This window comes from Stieleria neptunia (assembly GCF_007754155.1).
GTDB classification, from domain to species: domain Bacteria; phylum Planctomycetota; class Planctomycetia; order Pirellulales; family Pirellulaceae; genus Stieleria; species Stieleria neptunia.
Window position 1 is genome coordinate 6,481,326 of the sequence record NZ_CP037423.1, and the last position, 17,483, is coordinate 6,498,808.

A 17,483-nucleotide genomic window follows, 5' to 3' on the forward strand; every position below is an offset into this window, starting at 1 on the left:
ACCGCCTGCCGGCTCGGCGGCCGGCGAAGCGGGGGTGGGCGCGTTCACGGTTGCGCCGTGGGATGCCAGCAGGTCGTCGGAACCTGATCCGGCTTGTGTGTTTCCAGGAGTCGGGTCAGTCAACGGTCAGCCTCGATCAGGTGGGGTGGAATCGTCTTGACGACGATCGGTAGATTCGGGATGGATTGGACTCGTGTCAACCGCCTTGGCCGTTTCGCCGGGCGGGGCTCCGGCCGGTTCGTCGGCCGGTTCGTCGGCAATCGGTTGTGGCGATGCATTCGGTTGCGGGGCCGTCGTGTTCGGGCCCATCCGTTTTGGCCCCAACCCAACCGGCCCCAACCCGATCGGCTCGGGCACGTGCAAGTGGAGCGCCGGGTCGGGGGCATGAACGGGTTCTTCAATCACCCACGGCCCCGCGGTTTCATCACGGACGTGTTTCATGTAGTCACTGATCCGTCGCCTGGCGAAGGTCTCACCGCCGCGCCGCCGCATCAAGGTCGCCACCGCGGTCAGGTGGTCTCCGAAGTGCGTCAAGACGCCGCGATCGACTCGTTTGGGGCGACCGAAGATCGGCATCAACATCAAGCAAATCACGAAGCCCAAGATCGCGATGTGAAAGGTGACGAAGCTGAGCGGGAACTCGGTGAAAAATTCCGCACCGGAAGCTCGGGGAACTTCATTGCTGCGGTCGCTGATCGGCAACGAATACGATGCCGTGGCGAAGCTCACTTGCGGCGGAGCCCCGTCGGCGAAAAGTCGTTCTCGCCGGTCCACGCGCCGGGACTGAATCAACGGCGCAAACGACGCACTGATCAGCCGCTCGGCGATCGCCTGGTTTTCTGGTCGTGTCAATCCATAGTTGGTCAACAAGGATCCGCCGGCCACCACCACGACTTGCGAGTCGCCCCAGGCTTTGCTGGTGATGCGGGCCACGAGGGTATCACCGTCTTCGGACACCACGATCGACTGGAATTCGGTTGTCGTTGACGTCGGTGTCACATTTTGTCCCATCGGCCAGACCGGCGAACCCGGCCCGACCGGTTGAAACACAACGGTCCCCTGCTGTGACTTGTTCTTGCGATCATACGCTTCCAAAACCCATTCCACGCGACGCGGATCTGGGGATTCGGCCAGACCACTCCACGCTTCATCGCGCGCCGCTTCGGTATCCGCCAACACCAATCGGGTTCGCTGCACTTTGGGCTGGATCGATAGCCAACCGTTGGACGGCAAGGCCGTTCGCAACAGTTGCCACTGGTGTTCTTTGATCAGGTTCTCGGCATATTTTCTGCGATATTCCAGCCGTTGCTGCGGTGGCGCGAGCGGTCGGGCGTCGCGATAAAACTCCGTTTCACTGCCGCTGTCGGGGACCACATAAATCAACGTCTTGTCTTTCATCCGCAACCATCGGTCCAGCCACCGCGTCGTGTTGGCTTCGATTCCCGTCGGATGTCCGGGCGTCCAGACGATCACCGAGCTGCGTTTGGATCGATCCGTCAAACGATTTAAATCACGCGTGGCAAAACCGGCGTTGCTGAATGCGTTGCGAAAGGTGGTGAATCCGTTGACGCTGCGTTTGGCGAGGATTCCAACGCTGGGTCCGTAACTGGTGCGCAGTCCGCTGTCACAACCGGCCAGGACCAACAGCATGAGGGTCGGGAGCAGGATGCGTTTCATTTGCCCGCTCCGTAGGCTTGGGTAGCCGATTCCAGCATTTCATTCTGCCGCCACAGTTGTTCGAACACGTGGGCAGAAATCTCGTGCCGGCCGAAATAAGATTGCTCGAACGCGTCGGCCGTGGCGCGCAACCAGGTGGCGATGGTGTCGTGGTGGTTCCGGGTTTCGCGAACATAACGGCCGTTCGTCTTTCCGCGACTGAGGCGTAGCAGGCCGTTGCGATCCAGCAACAACAGCTGATGGCCGAGCATCAAGATGATGGCCTGGTCAAAGCGTCCCTCGCCCATCAAACGTTCGCATTCGGTCCGCAAGTTCACATCCGTTCGCCGCAATTCGGGCGGCAAGTGCTTGATCCGTTCCAAGGTCTGTTCGTCGGGCAATCCCTTCACGTCGGCTGCGGACGCCGTCGACGTGCGGTTTTCCATTCGCAATTCCGCCCGCGAGATGGCATAGACCGTGATTCCAACGATCCCCAGCACCATCGCGGCCAGCAACACCCAGCCGAAGAGATTGCCCCAGGTCACGGAGGTGCCGAACAAACCGGTTGCCGTGGCCGCTCCAGTGGTCGTCGTGTTAGATGGTCGATCGGGCTGAGCAATCTTTTTCGGTTTGGGCAACCAACGGCTCTCGCGATGGATCGAGTCGTCTTGGCGGATTTCCAATTCGATCGGCACCAGTTGCCTGGATTGCGGGTCGTACCAGGGCGTGGAGTCCAGCGACTCGTTGACGCTCCCGTCAACCTCGATCGTCGGCGGCGGTTTCACAGCATCGCCCGACGCCGCGAGTGCCAAAACACGGCCGTTCGGTTCGCCGTCGGCGGCAAACAAATCGACCGAAGGCGGCACCACCATTGCCAGAACGATCGCAAGCAGTCCCACCACGATTCCCGCCCGATTCGGTTGCCGCGGGTGGGGCCGACCATCTGCTGACGTTGAACGGAACAGTTTGTGTCCCATCACGATGCGTCTCCGATTGCAGGAGCGGCGTCCAACGGGATCGGCGGCGGGACCGTTTCGATCGGCGGCTGCGCGGGAACCTTGGGCACGCCGGCTTCTTCGCCGAATTGACGCAATGCCTCGGCCCGCACGGCCAGCTCGACGTCCCAGCCCTCCAGACGGATACGAGTATCCAGATAGGCGATCATCCGAACCACCACGCTCAACCCGCCGACCAACCAAAGCGCCAACGGATAGAGCACCAACAGCGTCACCAATCCGATATTCCAATAACCGGTCGCAATCCCACGCACCCACACCAAGCTATAGAACAGCCCGGCGAAGAGGATGGTCAGCGTGGTGGCGACCGCGATCCAGCGGCTGCCGACGTCGCTTCCGGCCGGGCGATGCAGGGCGCGTGCACGACGTCCGAGCGTGATCTCGTTGGCATTCTTGCTTCGCAGCGGACACATCTCCAACAAAATCATCTCCGGCAAAAACGGCCGCCCGGCGCGAACCACCAGCGCGACAAAGAACAGGATCACCGGAAGCGTGATGTCGACGAAGGTGTCATAGGGTTGGAACCATCGAGCCGCGACCAGGATCATCACCGGGATCGCCAAACGCCGAATCCCCAAACAGTAAAACCAACGCCAGAATTGTTGACGCGAGATTTTGAGCGCGCTGCGCCAACTGGGTTTTTGTTCGAACACCGCTTGGCCCAAGTAAATCGTCGTGACGACTCCCGCGGCCGGTGTTTGCAAAAACACCAGCAGCGCCATCCAGGTCGCGTAGCGGATCAATTCCCAGGTCGCTTCGGAATCATCCAAGCCGTATTGCGCTTCGGTCAATGGAATCCACGACAGCAGCAGCGCGTTGGCGACCATCCAGGGCCAGGCACCGAGCAGGAACCCGACCAACAGCATTGACGGGTAGCGGTGCAACAGCACCAGCGCCAAGTCGCCGATTTCCGTCAAGGTTCGGACACGGACGGCCACATGGGTTTGATCAAGTTGCATCGCCGTCTCCTTCGTCCGCGGAGAGACGCGAATCGACCAGATCGGCGTACCGCGCCGTCCGCACCAACGATCCACCGTCGCTTTCGTGTCGTGGGAACCCGAGCACGACGAAATACAGCGTGATCATGCCACTGGAAAAGATCGACCAGGCCACCTTGATCAAGTAAGGCGCCCCGCTGGGTGACAAAAACCCTTCGGTGAAGGCTGCCAAGATAAACATCGTCGCGCTGGCCGCCATGACCGGCACCGAATCTCGTCCGGATTGACGGACCGAGTCGACGCGCGACAGCCCGCGGGTGTAGAACAACCCCATGCCCAATCGCAATCCCGCGCCGGCCGACAACGCGATCGCCGTCAATTCAAAGGGGCCGTGCGCGGTCACGAATTCGAAGAAATGATCGGCCCCCTCGATCCCGTCACGCGACATGTAACCGAAGGTCGCGCCGAGGACGATGGCGTTGTAGGCGAGGGTGACCAGACAAGGAATCAGCAAAATGCCATAGGCAAAGCACTGCAGCCCGATCCCGGTGTTGTGACGGATGTAGAACGCCGCCCGCGCGGTGTATTCTTCGGGACGGACGGCCAGCGGTTCTTTGAAAGATTCCGCCGTCCCCTCAAGCATTTTGGTGCCGCAGATCCGTTCGGCGAAACCTGGAAATTGCTCCTCGGCGGCGCCCATCACCATCGACAGCGCGAACAGCCCGAAGAAAACCAGCGTGGCGACGCGGACGCAGCCGTCGTTAAAGATCCGCTGCGGGGCTTCGTGAAATAAGATGCGAAACCAACCGCCCGGGGCCGGGGTGTGGGTGCGATAAAGTTGATTGTGGGCGCGGGCGACCAAGCGGTGCAGATAGGTCACGGTGTTGGGCGGCAATTGGTAGGCATCGGCCAGCGCCAGATCCGCACAGGCGGCCCGATACAGCGAGGAAAACCGTGCCACGCCCGACGCCCCGCGGTGCTTGGGGCTGACCGAATCGGTGCTGCCACGCAGTTCCATGGCCTCGCACAATCGTTCCAGTTCGGTCCAATCGACACGACGTTTTTCTAACAGCTTGGCGACGTTCACTGGCCGTCCCCCGCAGTCCGGGGTGGGTCAGTTGCCGGCGCAGCGGGCGCCCCGGTGGACGCGGGTGGCGGCGGGGGAGGATTCGCCGCCGCGCTCGACGACGGGCTGCTCCAAACGTCGCCGCGCTGCGTTGTCGGTCCCTGCGCTGTCGGTCCCTGCGTTGTCGGTCCCTGCGTTGTCGGTCCCTGCGTTGTCGGTCGCCGCTGAACGGGTTGACGCTGTGCCGGTTTGCCCAGTTCATCCGGGATGACGCTCTGCAGCGGCTCGGCCAACCCCGACGGTTTGTCGGCATCTTTGGCCAGCGGGCTGTAGCCGGCCAACGGGCCCAGGTCAGCCGGCTCGGTCATCGAATCGGCCAGGAACGTTTTGTAATAAAGCGCGTACAACAGCAAGTCGGGGTCAATGTCCTGGCGAAATTCAAACCGCTCGATCAGTGGATCGGACAGGTTTCGAGCGACTTCGCGACGACGCGGCGGGGTCAAAAAGTGTCGCCGTTCGACATAGGTCGCCAGGGTTCGGGCCATTTTTCGTGTGACCAAGTAATCGCCGGGAATGTAGGACGCCAACGCCGGCACCCGTGCATCGTCGACTTTGGCGATCGGCAATTGCCATTTTCGCTCGTCCACCACGACCATCGTTCCGGCCGCCAGATCCCCCAGACGCTGCATCCGCTGGGTCATCGTCATCGAGACCAATCCGATGATGCCCGTGGGGATGAAATAAATCGGCGGGACGTCGGGGTCCCAGGTGTTGATCGCCGCGACGGGCGCCAGATCCGCAATGCGAAGCAAATTGCGGAGCAACGCGCTGCGTGGCGAAACGGGGCGGCCGTCGACTTCGATCACGCGGATGCCACAAAACCACTTCCCCACCGTGCGGCCGTTGAAATACGCCTCGCCGATCGTGCCGTAAAACCAATTGATCACAAAGATCAAGATCACGATGAAGGCAAACGTCAGCGGCCCGTAAAACGTCGACAATGCGCTGAGCAGGCCGCCGATGATCAAAATCGCCAACCCGACCCCCAAAATCACGCCCCAGCGGACCGCCAAATCAATCAAATACGCCGGCAAACGACGGAACGGCCCCGCCAATTGGTACTCAAAGGCGATGTTCTCCGGCGTGACCACGGCGATGGTCGTGTCGAGCGGTTGGACTGCAGCCATGCAATTGATTGAGAAGCGAAAACGGTCATCCCGGTGGTCCCTTGATTATCACCCCCCAAGGGCACAGGACGCAACCGTCGGCTTTTTTAAGTTCCAAGTTCCAAGTTCCAAGTTCCAGAATGGTTCGATATTTTCTTGTCAGCCATTTTCTTGTCTGCTTTTGGTTTTTCACCACGCATTTTTCTGCCCCCCCTTTTTCTGCCAACTGACTTGGAACTTGGAACTTGGAACTTGGAACTTGGAACTTGGAACCCGAAACCTGGAACCCGAAACCTGGAACCCGAAACCTGGAACCCGAAACCCGCCGCCCCCGCTCGGCTCCGGCTTTGCTAAACTCTCCGCCATGATCAAAGACCAAAGTGAAATCATTTCCCCTCCGACCTCGTTTGGGCGGATCTTATTGGCGGTAGGGCCGGGGCTGATCGTGGCGGGGTCGATTGTCGGCAGCGGCGAATTGATCGCCACGACCAAGACGGGGGCCGAAGCGGGATTCAGTCTGTTGTGGCTGATCGTGATCGGCTGCGTGATCAAGGTGTTTGCGCAAATCGAATTCGGTCGCTACGCGCTGATCAGCGGCAAGACCACCCTGGTGGCGCTCGACGAAGTGCCGGGGCCGCGGATCAAGGGGCGTGGGAATTGGTTGGTCTGGTACTGGTTGATCATGTGGTTGGCCAGCATTTCACAATTGGGCGGCATCGTCGGCGGGGTCGGCCAGGCGCTGTCGATCAGCGCCCCGCTGACGGGTCAAGGCGTCGCGTACAACGAGGCCGCCGATGCGGAACAATTGGCCCGTTTTGACGCGTTTCGAGCGGCGCATGACCGTGGTGAATCGGAGTTCGAGGTGTCGACGCCGAATACCTGGGCCAGCTACGACGCCACCTATCCTCCGGCGACCGCGGACGAACACCTGCATCCCCATGACACGGCGATCTGGGCCATCCTCATCTCGTTGATCACCAGCGTGATCCTGGTCGTGGGGCGTTACAACCTGATTCAATCCTTCTCCACCGCGCTGGTGGCGTCGTTCACGCTGTTGGTCGTTGTCAACGTTTACTGGCTGCAAAGCGAAGCCGAATTCGCCTTCAGCGCCAAAGAGTTTCTTTCCGGATTGATGTTTTCGTTTCCGGAGAAGACGGCGGGGATCAGCCCGATTCGCACCGCGCTGGCGACGTTCGGGATCATCGGCGTCGGCGCCGCCGAACTGATCACGTACCCGTACTGGTGCCTGGAAAAAGGGTACGGGAAATTCACCGGCAAGAACGATGGCAGCCAGGCGTGGAAACAGCGTGCGGCCGGATGGATGCGGGTGATGCATGTCGATGCTTGGGGGGCGATGCTGATCTACACCTTCGCCACCGTCGCGTTCTTCCTGCTGGGCGCTTCGGTCCTGCATCGCATCGGGTTGAACCCCGAGAAAGGCGACATGGTGCGGACCTTGGCGGTGATGTTTCAACCGGTTTTCTCGGAATGGGCCGCCACGGTGTTTTTGTTCGGTGCCCTGGCGGTGCTGTATTCCACGTTCTTTGTCGCCAACGCGTCCCACGCCAGAACGTTTTCCGACGCGCTCCGCGTGATCGGCTTGATCGCCCACGACGAACAAACGCGAGACCGATGGATCCGGATCCTCAGCGGCGTGTTCCCGGTCCTGTGCGTGGTCATCTTCATCGCCTTTCCCGCACCGGCGCAACTGGTTTTGATCAGCGGGATCGCGCAGGGCATCATGTTGCCGATGCTGGCGGGGGCGGCACTGTTTTTCCGTTACAAACGATCGGTGGACGGTTTAGAACCGAACAAGATTTGGGACGTGTTCCTGTGGCTGTCCGCCGCGGCGATGCTGGTCACCGGCGGCTGGACGGTGTTTGCCGTTTTGTCGTAGCGACCCGTGGTGGCGGTGGCGTGCCAGCCTGTCAAGATTCCGATCCCGGGCCGGACATCGATTCCACCTTCAGGATCACGTCGCGAAGTCGCCGGTAGCAGTGATCGCGAGTGAATTCACGTTCCATCGTTTCCAATCCGGCGCGGGCGATCCGCCGGCGGAACGGCACGTCTTGAATCAATCGACTCAGCGCGTCGGACCATTGTTGGTCGTTTCCGGCCAACACACCGTTGTCGCCGTCTCGGATCAACGTTTCATTTTCCCCCAGGCGCTGGCCGATCACGGCGGCTTCGCCAGACATGTACACCTTGGTCTTGAGGGTTCCCCGATACAGTGATTCCGCAACGTTGAACATGGGGAAAATGCCGATGTCCATCGCGAGCACTTCCTTGACCATCGTTTGTTGGTCGTACGACGGCAGCACGCTGTAACGCACGTTTTCGAAACGGGGAATCCGATCGGGATCCGCGCCGACCAATCGCAAATGGACATCGGGGTGTCGCGAAAAACACTCCTCCAGCGGTTCAAAGATTCGGTACAGGGCATCGGCGGTGTACTTGCCTCCGATCCAGCCGATGCGGCATTGGCGTTGATCGCGTTGGATCGACGCGCGCAACGGATCGAACACGTCCAACTGCGGCCCATCGGGAACGACGACGACGTTGGGGCAGTGTTTGCGTGTGTATTGCGCGGTGTATTCGTTTTCGCAGATCACCGCGTCGGAGGTCGCAAGCATTTCGTGGATGTGTTGCCATCCCTGGGCTTGAAAACAGGGCAGCCAGAGCGCGTCGATCAGGTCGGTGATCAGGCGTGTCCGGGGCAGATCCGCCAAACGCTGATGCAGCGACCACGAGGGGACCGTCATCATCATCACGACGTCGCATTGGCGTGCGATGTCCACGATCTGCGATTCACGTCGGCGGATGATTGCCGATTCGGCTGCAATCGCCGGCCGCCGCAGACTCGGACGCCACGGCCAACGTTTCATCACCGCATTCATCGGCTCACTGGTCCGGCCGATGAACGTGGCCTCCAATTCCGTGTCGCGCTGGAAACACTCACGGAACTGCAACGCCCGAACCGTGGTGCTCGGTGTTTCCAGTGATTCGTAAACGAGCAGTACTTTCTTCAACGCTTTACCAACCCGATTGAATCACATCACACACCCGGTCTGCATCGGCCAGGGACATGTGGGTGTGCAGGGGCAAGACCAAATAGCGTTCTTCCAGGGCGTTCATATTGGGGAGTTCGCCCTCTCGGAAATTGGCGAACACGCTGTAGCGGTCGTTGCGAAAATGAACCTGTCCGGATTCAATTGAAGCGTCCCGGAGCTTTCGCTCCAGGTCTTTCCGTCGATCGACCAACACCGTGCACAGCCAAGCGGCATGCACACGATCTTTGAATTCTGCGCCGACGACTTCGATGCCGTCGATCCCCTCGAGTCGTCCGATGTAGCGAGCCAGAATCGACTGGCGAAGGGCGAGCACGTCGTCAAGCGTTTCGAGCGCCGCCAAGCCCATCGCCGCACCGATATCGGTCATTTGATACTTGTAACCGATTTCGCTGATGTCGTTCTGCCACGTCCCTCCCTGTTTGGCTTCGCGATCAATCCCGAACCAGCGAATGCGTTTGGTTTTGGCGACCAGCTGCGGATCGCGGATCATCAACATGCCCCCATCGCCGGTCGTGATGTGCTTGATCGCTTGGAAGGAAAATGCGGTGAAGTCGGACATCGCACCGACCGGCACGCCCTTGTAGCTCGCACCGACGGCTTGCGCGGCGTCTTCGATCAACGGCACGCCCGCATCGGTTGCGATCGCCTGCAATTCGTCCATGTCACAGGGCAAACCGCCGTAATGGACACAAACGATCGCCCGAGTCCGATCGGTGATCAGCGATCGCACGTGTTGGGGGTCGATGTTCATCGTGCCCAATTGCGCATCGGCGAATCGGATTCGAATCCCATGATAGAGCAACGGGATATTCGTTGCGGTGCAAGTGAAGACGGGGACGATGACCTCGTCGCCCGGTTTCAGGTTGCAGAGCACGTAGGCCAGGTGGATCGCGTCGGTGCACGACCCGACGGCGACCGGATGGTGGCCCGATCCCAGCGCCAGCCGAAACGCTTCTTCGAAACGTTCCACTTTCGGGCCTTGCCCGATCCAACGTGTCCGCAGGGTGTCGGCGACGCCTTCGATCGCGGACTCGGGCACATGGGGATGAAACAAAACGATGTTCTTTCCGTCGACCGGCAAAATCGACTCGTCTCGCGTATCGACGAACTTTGGCATAACGGGTGTCCGAACGTTGGAATCTGCTGCTGCTATTTGGTCGCTTCCACGCGAATGTCACGCCATGGCTGTTCGTGGAATTTCGGCTCGGTCACAACGATCTGCGAAAAAGATGCATCGCGAAGTTCTTGCTGCAGGTGCCACGCCGACCAACCAAACGAGTACGGAGTGAACGCAATTTGGTTCGTGATCTCGCTCAAATCAAACGCAAATACTCCCCGGACCCCCTCCAGATAGGCTGGCAGATCACCTTCGGATTCCAGCAGATGTTTCGCACACTTTTCAATCGCAGGCAATTCGATCACCAGTGTTCCGCCGGGCATCAACAGTCTGTGGGCGGCGCGAAAAAAGTTTCGCGCCTGCCACAAATTGAGATAGCTGAGCGAGTGGATCATCAGGATTTCTCGAGCGCTGGCCGCGGCAAACGCCTGCTCCAGTTCCCCAAAGTCCATGTAGAAATCCGCGCACGCGGCCGGGTCGGCATCGATGTTGATGTAACCGTCCAGGTGCATCGGCCCGCAGCCCAGGTTCAACTTGATCTCCCGCTTTTCCAGCAGGGGGCCCGAAACACGTGGAACGACCTTGGGCCCCAGCACCGCAGTGCTGGGCATGATTCGTTTGGCGATTTCATAGCGGCTGCGACGACCGATTCGGGCTGCCAGCACCGCGGCTTGCTTGATCAGACGCACGCTCATTCCAGCATCACCTGCAAGCCTTTTTTGATCGCCATCACGCGCCACTTGAACGCCGTCCAGGCTTTGGTGCCCAGACGGTCACGGTGCATCGTGCGCCGATACACCTGCTCGTGCTCTTTGGTGTAGGGAAGTTCCAGGTAGTCGTGGATGCGACGCCCCACGGCCACCGGTTCAAGACACAGCTCTTCATAACCGACTTCATGATACCAACGATGGGCACGTCCGAACGTTTCCACACGCTCGAAATGGGCCATGGTCAGCTTCTTCCAGTGCTCCGGGTCCTTGTAGACACCGACACCGGGTTTTTCACGGTGCGACAACGATGCCGCGATGTCATCAGGATCCCGTCGGATGAACAGAATCTTGCAGTCCGGGAACACGTCCAGGTACAGCGGCAACAACACACAGGTCCGGGCGTCTTTGATTCCCCACGGCGATGTGCCGTCATAACCCCATTGCATCAGATCGATGCGCCATTGCTCGAGCATGAAGTTGCCGACGGTCGCCCGATAGCTCATCACCTCTTCGACCGACAGGATCGGATAGTTGGCCCAGTTGGAACCGCCGCCCATCAGCAGTTCGTCGTTGATGTAATTGGAAAAGAAGTGAGATTCACACTGCGTGGCATTGTTGACCATGAACAACCCGCAAGCGTGAAGGCAGCGTGACAATGCCGTGCTGCCGGAATTGTGCATCCCCATCACCAACACCGGATCCGGCGATTCGCCTTGGAATTGGGTCGGGATCGGTTTTCTCGCGCCAGCCACGCCTACTTCGCTGCCTTGATCTCGGCCGCTTCGGCTTCCAGCTTGGCGATCTCGGTTTCCAAATCCTTCAATTCATCCAAGTCATCAGCCTGCTGCCGCGAACCGGCCAATTGTTGCCGCAAACTGGTCAGTTTTTTGTTGATAACGTCCAGTCGTTTCTTTTGCTTCTTGTCCACGAAGATCCTGCTTTTCAAACCGTAGGGCGAAAGGGTGACTCGGGGTCGATTCATCCATCGACCCCCGTGCCATCAATAGAACTTCAGCGGCGGGCGGATCGCAAGACGCTTAGAACCCGATTCCGATCGAGATCCCGCTGCGGCCGTAGCCGTAACCCGGATAACCGCCAAAGCGGACGCTCGGCCCAATGTAACCGCCATAACCCGGCCGGTAACCATAGCCCGGTCGATACGACGAATAGGGACGGTAGCCGGGAGACACGTAGCGGTACGCCGGAGCGCGAGAGACGCCGGAGTAAACGCGTGGCACGGCGACCGGAGCCCGATATGCGTAGCCCGAACGGACCACCGGGCGGGCGACCGAGCGGCGGTAATAACAGTCCCCTGCCTGGCTGGTCGATTCGGAAACGGCCAGGGAGCCGACGCATACCGCGGCGGCGAGTAGTAGTTTGTTCATGACGAACGCAAGTCCTTGAGAATGGGGAGTGACGTGGCTGGATGCCCGCGGCGAACCCTTCGGTCACGGGCAGCACCCGAATTGATGAATCCACCTGCACACGCCGGACCAAAAGTATCGCCGATTCAGACGAATTCGGCTATCGGTCCGCCGGGCGTTCAAGGCTACCGGATTGCCCCCCTACAGGTAACGCCGTGAAGCATTTTCCCATGTGTTTCTTGAGGTTTTAGCGGCAGGGCGCGAGCCCTCCGGTTCTTCATCTCTGCCAACACACCGGAGGGCTCGCGCCCGACCGCTAAGAATGCTTCACAGCGTTGCCCTACAGGCGTCATGCCTGACATTTTGCGAGGGACGGACCATTCTGGCGCTTGGGATTCACACCTGCCGAAAGGCACCTGTGTTGCCAAACACCGCACGTCGCTCACCAGAGGGTGACCGTCACATCGAAATGACGGCGCGCGGGTGTCTCATTTCCAGCCTTTCGCTTGCCCCTCGGCATAGATTTGCGCGATGTCTTCTTCGCTGATCCCGTGAACCAACGCCATGTGCGTGACTTCGCGATCGACGACCGAACCGAGCGTTTTGTTGAGCGCCTGTCCGGCGGCTCCCCCGCTGGGAATCTTCTTGGCTTTGCCGAACGAGGACGCGATCATCTGGCTGTAGTCGCGATAGATCTGCTGTCGCGTCGATTCGGGCAGATTGACTTCACGATACTCGGTGTCGGCGGGGGTGTCGTCCAGGTTCAGGTTTTCGACGACGGTGGCTTGGGTGCGGACCGGCAGCTTGGGTTTTTCGGGCTCTTCCTCCGCCCCGCCGGAAAACACGACCAGCAGAATCAGCCCGACGACGGCCAGACCGGCGACGCCGCCGACGACCAGCCACTGTCCGATCCTGTCCTCCGAACGGCCGTCGTCGTCTTCGTCGAAGCCGGCGGATTTGGAATCGCCGCCGCGTCGGCTCTTGGGCTGCCCCGTCCCGGCGGCGGCCCCGGATGTGGCCCCGGCGGCAGCCCCGGCAGTGGAGATCGCGAACGTTTCGCCGCACGACGGGCATCGCGTCGACGCCATCGATGCGGGGACATTCATCGACGCGTTGCATCGTGGGCAGCGGACACTTTTGATCGACATCGACGGTTCCTCGGTTAGAGATCTTTGCGATGCATCATCCAGCGACGTTGAAGATCCATCACGATTCGCCGAACCGTTGGCGGCGGATCGACGTGTTCACCTTTGAATGCTTCTGGAAAGAACAAACCGAATCCTTTCGGTTCGATGCGACGCACGATCGCTTCGAGTTCGATCTCCGTTTTGTTCATCGTCAGCCGGGCGCGAAGTTCGTCGTTGATGTCCAGCGGGATCGTGCGGTCCTTGGGGACTTCCACAAACACACCGGTCATGCTGATGTTGGTCGGCTTGGACTCACAGCGTTCTTTACCGGAGATCAGGGTGACGCGCAGCCCGCTGTCTTCGATGACGGGAACCCGGAACGACTCCCTGCGGTTTTCTTCTTGCGTCTGGGTTTCGGTTTCTTCGGGCGGTGAGAGCAGGTGCACGAAATCAACGAGCCCCTTGACCGACTTGGGATCGAAGGAGACGGATTTTTCGGGATCTTCGCTGCTGGAGATCTTCAACGTTTCGCCGTCATAGAAAATCTCAATGTCGCGTAGGGTGATTTCTGCCATCAGATTTTCTGGGCGTCCTTTGCTAAGTCGTACAAACGTCGAATCTCGTCCAAGTCGACTTCGACGGGGGGAAATTGTGGATCCATCTCACTGAGCGTCTTGGCGACGATGGAGGAGATGGCGGCGTCGCGAAACCACTTGTGGTCCGCGGGGATCACATACCAAGGGGCATCCTTGGTGCTGCAATGTTCAAATGCGTCTTCATACGCCCGACGGACTTCGTCCCATTGATTGCGGGCTTCATAATCGCCGGGATTCAGTTTCCAGTGTTTGGCGGGGTTTTCCAAACGCTTTCGAAAGCGTTCTAGCTGTTCTTCGGGGCTGATGTGAAGATAAAACTTGAGGATTCGTGTGCCGTTGGCGACCAAATTGCGTTCGAAGTCGTTGATGATTTCGTAACGCGGCCGCCAAACGGATTCGGGGACCAGGTTTTGGACTCGGACCGCGAGCACGTCTTCGTAATGCGATCGGTTAAAAATCGCAACCTTGCCGCGTGCCGGGGTGCAGCGGTGGATCCGCCACAAAAAATCGTGGGCGAGTTCCACGCGGCTGGGGGCTTTGAAGGGGTGCGTTCGGCAGCCCTGCGGATTCATCTTGCCCAACACCTTGCGGATCACACCATCCTTGCCGGCGGCATCGGGGGCCTGCAGCACAATCAACAACGACTGCTTGGCCTCGACATACATGCGGTACTGCAGATCCTGGATCGTGGCGATCGTGTCTTCCGTCGCGGCGACCGCATCCGCCTTCCCATCAAAGGGGCCTTTGGTTTTCGTTTCGCGTTTTTTCAGCGAAACCGACTCGGATGGTTTGACGCGAAATTCTTTCTCAAAATCCATGAAGCGATCGCCGTGTCTGGAGGAGCATTGGGAAAAAATACGCTTTTTGACGATTCCGTTCAATCATTCTAGCTGGCACGCTTCTCGCTCGTCTCGCGAAAGAGTCCCGCGATCACGTCTTCCAACGGCGGATCTTCCACGGCCACGTCTTCGATCGGGTGATCGGCCAGACAGCGTGATAACACCCGTGGGACCTCCGCCCGCGCGACCTTCAGCCGCACTTTCGGCCACGTCTGAGACAACACCTCCCCGAACGCCCGCAGATCCGGATGGTGCTCCTCGGCAAATTGAAGCGTGATGATTTTGTAGCCGGAAAACTTGTCCACGATGCCCGACAGCGAACCGTCGTACTCGATTCTGCCGCGGGCGATCACCACCACACGCTTGCACAACGCGGCGACGTCCTTCATGTAGTGGCTGGTCAGCAGGATCGTGATTTTACGTTTTTCTTGGTAGTAACGCAGGAATTGTTGGATATTGTGCTGGGCGATGACATCCAGCCCGATCGTCGGTTCGTCCAAAAACAGCACATCAGGGCTGTGCAACAAGGCCGCGATCAATTCCATCTTCATCCGTTCGCCCAGCGAAAGCTCCCGCACCGGCTGGCTCAGCAACGAACCGACCTCCAGCAGATCCGTCAGCTCATCCATCGTGCTGCGGAACTGATCTTCCGGGACGCCGTAGATCTGTTGCTGCAGCCGATAGGACTCCTGCGCCGGCAGATCCCACCAGAGCTGGTTCTTCTGCCCCATCACCAGTGCGAATCGGCGGCGATAGGCGTTTTTTCGTTGCCACGGCACATAGCCCATCACCGTCGCATTGCCGCTGGTCGGGTCGATCACGCCGGACAACAATTTTAGCGTCGTCGTTTTGCCGGCTCCGTTGGGCCCCAAAAACGCCACGAACTCCCCCGCCTGGACGTCCAAATCGATGCCGCGGACCGCATGGACCTCCTGGTATTCGCGGTGAAAGAGCCCCTTGAGACTCTCCCTCAGACCTTCTCCCTTGCGATAAACGCGATAGGACTTCGTCAGGTCTCGGACTTCGATGATCGACATGGCACTCGGGTGACGCTGGAGAAAGAGGACAAGCGGCGGTATTGTAGTGGCGAGATCCGTTTGCCACGAGCCAGCCTTGGAGCACGCGAAATCATCCCCGTGGGATAGGCTTCCAGCCTGTCATCTCCGCATTGACAGGCTGGAAGCCTATCCCACTTTTCCCCGCCCCAACCACACACCACCATGCCTTCGACGACCGCCAACGTGCCAAACCTCCGCATCGGCCTGGGTTACGACTCGCATCGCTTGGGTGCCGGGGGCCCGCTGCGGATCGGCGGCATCGACGTGCCGGCGGATCTGCACGCGATCGGTCACAGCGATGCCGACGTGCTACTGCATTCGATCACCGATGCGTTGCTCGGCGCGATCTGCGCCGCGGACATCGGACGCCTGTTCCCCGACACCCGTGACGAAAACGCGGATCGCGACAGCCGCGACTTCGTCCAAGCAGCGCTCGACCAAGTTCACCAGCGGGGACTGGGAATCGTCAACCTGGACTGCGTGATTCTGGCCGAGCGTCCCAAAATGGCGCCTCACATCGACGCCATGCGGGGGCATGTCGCGGACATGTTGGGCATCGACGTCGATCGGGTCAGTATCAAGGCCAAGACCGGGGAAGGCGTCGGCGAAATCGGCACGGGGCAGTCGATCGCCACCCGCGTCGTCGTGTTGTTGGCCGGTCGCTGAGGTGGGGGCCCGTAGGCTGGCGCTAATCGGCTGATCACGGTTGGATATCAGCCGGATCGCGCCAGCGGGCTGTCGATTGAGTCGGGATCTGCTGAGTCAATGGTGAGCCGCTGGCCGTAAGGCCTCGGGCAGCGTCGCAGTGCCCGGCCGCTTACACGGCGCGCGCGGCTCACAAAAACGACAGCCCGCCAGCGTCCCGGCGGCACCTCCGCTTGTCTTTACGGCGCGGTATTGAACGCAAGCCCGCGCGGATCGTCAATCGCGGACCTTGCGCAACAACCGCATCTCGTTGGGCCCGATGAACATCAACAACATCGCGCCGATCGCGGCGTAGCGATCAAAGACATCTTCGTGGAATTCGTCTTCGCCCGGCCAAGGATACGAATAGACCAGCGCAAAGTCATCCAAGTCCAAGCCCCACGCTTCATACGCCGATTCACCGGCATGCCCCAATGACGGCAACGTCGGATCGAAGGCAAGTCCCGCCGCACCGGGCGGCAAAAAATTGCCTTCCAACAAATCAACTTTCGCCGGCCAACTCGCGATCGTCTTCCGCGCTTGCACAATCAAGTCCACATGGGCCTCGATCGCGTGTGCATTCCACCCCAGCTCATCGGCCAGACAGGCGACGGCGGCAAAACCACAGCCCCACTCCAGAAACCGGCTTCCGATCAGGGGTTGCTGTTGGCGAACCCAGTCGAGCGTCTGGTAGACCAATTCGTAGTCCGCGGCGACGAACTGCTCGGCCCGATGCTGGTCCCAGCAATCTTGAAACGCCTCGATCCGCGCACGCATCGACGACAGTTTTGCGGCGACCGCAGGCGGAATCGGTCGCGTGTCGATCTGGGACGGTAGCTCAATCGGGTGCAGCATCGCGGTACTATAACGCGAGAAGACGCAACGGGGTCCCCGTGCTCACACCGATGGCTGATGAAATCATGGAGGTCGAGAGACTTGTTCCACCCCGTTGGGGTTGGCGGCCTGATGGTGACCGATGCTTGGGGTGCGCTAACGCGCCCCCAAGCTTTGATGTCGCACGCCGCGGGCGTGTGACACCGTTGGCCCGGTTGGCACCCTCGAGTGGTTCCCACGA

18 protein-coding genes are annotated in these 17,483 nt (G+C 59.9%); 2 read left to right on the top strand and 16 right to left on the bottom strand.

Going from position 1 to position 17,483, the window contains the following annotated elements:
* Positions 1-126: 126 nt before the first annotated feature.
* The 5 genes from Enr13x_RS22560 to Enr13x_RS22580 are packed head-to-tail and all read right to left on the bottom strand — an operon-like array spanning position 127 to position 5,863.
* Positions 127-1,677, bottom strand: coding sequence for a DUF4350 domain-containing protein (locus Enr13x_RS22560; protein WP_145389131.1), 1,551 nt, complete (start codon positions 1,675-1,677; stop codon positions 127-129).
* The gene (locus Enr13x_RS22565) at positions 1,674-2,633 is read right to left on the bottom strand and encodes a DUF4129 domain-containing protein (protein ID WP_145389132.1); all 960 of its coding nucleotides are present in this window, start codon (positions 2,631-2,633) and stop codon (positions 1,674-1,676) included. The genes Enr13x_RS22560 and Enr13x_RS22565 overlap by 4 nt, the downstream gene beginning before the upstream one ends.
* Positions 2,633-3,631 (bottom strand): hypothetical protein, encoded by a 999-nt coding sequence (locus tag Enr13x_RS22570; RefSeq protein WP_145389133.1) that lies wholly within the window; start codon positions 3,629-3,631, stop codon positions 2,633-2,635. Before Enr13x_RS22570 ends, Enr13x_RS22565 begins: the two co-directional genes overlap by 1 nt.
* On the bottom strand, positions 3,621-4,697 hold the full coding sequence (locus tag Enr13x_RS22575; protein WP_145389134.1) for a stage II sporulation protein M: 1,077 nt from the start codon (positions 4,695-4,697) through the stop codon (positions 3,621-3,623). Before Enr13x_RS22575 ends, Enr13x_RS22570 begins: the two co-directional genes overlap by 11 nt.
* Positions 4,694-5,863 carry an RDD family protein gene (locus Enr13x_RS22580; RefSeq protein ID WP_197455284.1) on the bottom strand — a complete coding sequence of 390 codons (1,170 nt, stop codon included), beginning with the start codon at positions 5,861-5,863 and terminating at the stop codon, positions 4,694-4,696. The genes Enr13x_RS22575 and Enr13x_RS22580 overlap by 4 nt, the downstream gene beginning before the upstream one ends.
* Positions 5,864-6,206: 343 nt before the next feature.
* On the opposite strand from Enr13x_RS22580, the gene Enr13x_RS22585 reads away from it, so the two are divergent.
* Positions 6,207-7,739, top strand: coding sequence for an Nramp family divalent metal transporter (locus Enr13x_RS22585; protein ID WP_145389135.1), 1,533 nt, complete (start codon positions 6,207-6,209; stop codon positions 7,737-7,739).
* A 31-nt stretch (positions 7,740-7,770) separates the two neighbouring features.
* Here the strand turns inward: Enr13x_RS22585 and Enr13x_RS22590 are convergent, their stop codons facing one another.
* The 10 genes from Enr13x_RS22590 to Enr13x_RS22635 form a co-directional block, all read right to left on the bottom strand.
* On the bottom strand, positions 7,771-8,871 hold the full coding sequence (locus Enr13x_RS22590; RefSeq protein WP_145389136.1) for a glycosyltransferase family 4 protein: 1,101 nt from the start codon (positions 8,869-8,871) through the stop codon (positions 7,771-7,773).
* Between the two features lie 4 nt (positions 8,872-8,875).
* On the bottom strand, positions 8,876-10,030 hold the full coding sequence (locus Enr13x_RS22595) for a DegT/DnrJ/EryC1/StrS family aminotransferase (protein WP_145389137.1): 1,155 nt from the start codon (positions 10,028-10,030) through the stop codon (positions 8,876-8,878).
* Between the two features lie 32 nt (positions 10,031-10,062).
* Positions 10,063-10,725 (bottom strand): class I SAM-dependent methyltransferase, encoded by a 663-nt coding sequence (locus tag Enr13x_RS22600; RefSeq protein WP_145389138.1) that lies wholly within the window; start codon positions 10,723-10,725, stop codon positions 10,063-10,065.
* A complete protein-coding gene (locus Enr13x_RS22605; protein ID WP_145389139.1) occupies positions 10,722-11,492 on the bottom strand; it encodes a sulfotransferase in 771 nt (256 codons plus the stop codon). Before Enr13x_RS22605 ends, Enr13x_RS22600 begins: the two co-directional genes overlap by 4 nt.
* Before the next feature lie 2 nt (positions 11,493-11,494).
* Positions 11,495-11,722 (bottom strand): hypothetical protein, encoded by a 228-nt coding sequence (locus tag Enr13x_RS22610; protein WP_145389140.1) that lies wholly within the window; start codon positions 11,720-11,722, stop codon positions 11,495-11,497.
* A gap of 55 nt (positions 11,723-11,777) precedes the next feature.
* Entirely contained in the window at positions 11,778-12,125 is a 348-nt protein-coding gene (locus Enr13x_RS22615; RefSeq protein WP_145389141.1) for a hypothetical protein, read from the bottom strand.
* 467 nt (positions 12,126-12,592) lie between these two features.
* Positions 12,593-13,252 (bottom strand): zinc ribbon domain-containing protein, encoded by a 660-nt coding sequence (locus Enr13x_RS22620; RefSeq protein WP_145389142.1) that lies wholly within the window; start codon positions 13,250-13,252, stop codon positions 12,593-12,595.
* Between the two features lie 14 nt (positions 13,253-13,266).
* The gene (locus tag Enr13x_RS22625; protein WP_145389143.1) at positions 13,267-13,806 is read right to left on the bottom strand and encodes a PilZ domain-containing protein; all 540 of its coding nucleotides are present in this window, start codon (positions 13,804-13,806) and stop codon (positions 13,267-13,269) included.
* Positions 13,806-14,645: a polyphosphate kinase 2 family protein gene (locus Enr13x_RS22630; RefSeq protein ID WP_145389144.1), complete on the bottom strand. Its 840-nt coding sequence runs from the start codon at positions 14,643-14,645 to the stop codon at positions 13,806-13,808. The genes Enr13x_RS22625 and Enr13x_RS22630 overlap by 1 nt, the downstream gene beginning before the upstream one ends.
* A gap of 68 nt (positions 14,646-14,713) precedes the next feature.
* Entirely contained in the window at positions 14,714-15,703 is a 990-nt protein-coding gene (locus tag Enr13x_RS22635; protein ID WP_145389145.1) for an ABC transporter ATP-binding protein, read from the bottom strand.
* 183 nt (positions 15,704-15,886) lie between these two features.
* Here Enr13x_RS22635 and ispF point away from each other — a divergent pair, with 183 nt between their 5' ends.
* Positions 15,887-16,390 (top strand): 2-C-methyl-D-erythritol 2,4-cyclodiphosphate synthase, encoded by a 504-nt coding sequence (ispF, locus tag Enr13x_RS22640; RefSeq protein WP_145389146.1) that lies wholly within the window; start codon positions 15,887-15,889, stop codon positions 16,388-16,390.
* 255 nt (positions 16,391-16,645) lie between these two features.
* Here ispF and Enr13x_RS22645 read toward each other — a convergent pair whose 3' ends face one another.
* Positions 16,646-17,263, bottom strand: coding sequence for a class I SAM-dependent methyltransferase (locus Enr13x_RS22645; protein WP_145389147.1), 618 nt, complete (start codon positions 17,261-17,263; stop codon positions 16,646-16,648).
* Between the last annotated feature and the right edge of the window lie 220 nt (positions 17,264-17,483).

What these genes read in the sequence shown, in the direction of transcription:
- Enr13x_RS22560 (WP_145389131.1), bottom strand. Translation starts at nt 1,677, where the DNA reads ATGAAACGCATCCTGCTCCCGACCCTCATGCTGTTGGTCCTGGCCGGT.
- Enr13x_RS22565 (WP_145389132.1), bottom strand. Translation starts at nt 2,633, where the DNA reads ATGGGACACAAACTGTTCCGTTCAACGTCAGCAGATGGTCGGCCCCAC.
- Enr13x_RS22570 (WP_145389133.1), bottom strand. Translation starts at nt 3,631, where the DNA reads ATGCAACTTGATCAAACCCATGTGGCCGTCCGTGTCCGAACCTTGACG.
- Enr13x_RS22580 (WP_197455284.1), bottom strand. Translation starts at nt 5,863, where the DNA reads ATGGCTGCAGTCCAACCGCTCGACACGACCATCGCCGTGGTCACGCCG.
- Enr13x_RS22585 (WP_145389135.1), top strand. Translation starts at nt 6,207, where the DNA reads ATGATCAAAGACCAAAGTGAAATCATTTCCCCTCCGACCTCGTTTGGG.
- Enr13x_RS22595 (WP_145389137.1), bottom strand. Translation starts at nt 10,030, where the DNA reads ATGCCAAAGTTCGTCGATACGCGAGACGAGTCGATTTTGCCGGTCGAC.
- Enr13x_RS22600 (WP_145389138.1), bottom strand. Translation starts at nt 10,725, where the DNA reads ATGAGCGTGCGTCTGATCAAGCAAGCCGCGGTGCTGGCAGCCCGAATC.
- Enr13x_RS22610 (WP_145389140.1), bottom strand. Translation starts at nt 11,722, where the DNA reads ATGAATCGACCCCGAGTCACCCTTTCGCCCTACGGTTTGAAAAGCAGG.
- Enr13x_RS22615 (WP_145389141.1), bottom strand. Translation starts at nt 12,125, where the DNA reads ATGAACAAACTACTACTCGCCGCCGCGGTATGCGTCGGCTCCCTGGCC.
- Enr13x_RS22620 (WP_145389142.1), bottom strand. Translation starts at nt 13,252, where the DNA reads ATGTCGATCAAAAGTGTCCGCTGCCCACGATGCAACGCGTCGATGAAT.
- Enr13x_RS22625 (WP_145389143.1), bottom strand. Translation starts at nt 13,806, where the DNA reads ATGGCAGAAATCACCCTACGCGACATTGAGATTTTCTATGACGGCGAA.
- Enr13x_RS22630 (WP_145389144.1), bottom strand. Translation starts at nt 14,645, where the DNA reads ATGGATTTTGAGAAAGAATTTCGCGTCAAACCATCCGAGTCGGTTTCG.
- Enr13x_RS22635 (WP_145389145.1), bottom strand. Translation starts at nt 15,703, where the DNA reads ATGTCGATCATCGAAGTCCGAGACCTGACGAAGTCCTATCGCGTTTAT.
- ispF (WP_145389146.1), top strand. Translation starts at nt 15,887, where the DNA reads ATGCCTTCGACGACCGCCAACGTGCCAAACCTCCGCATCGGCCTGGGT.
- Enr13x_RS22645 (WP_145389147.1), bottom strand. Translation starts at nt 17,263, where the DNA reads ATGCTGCACCCGATTGAGCTACCGTCCCAGATCGACACGCGACCGATT.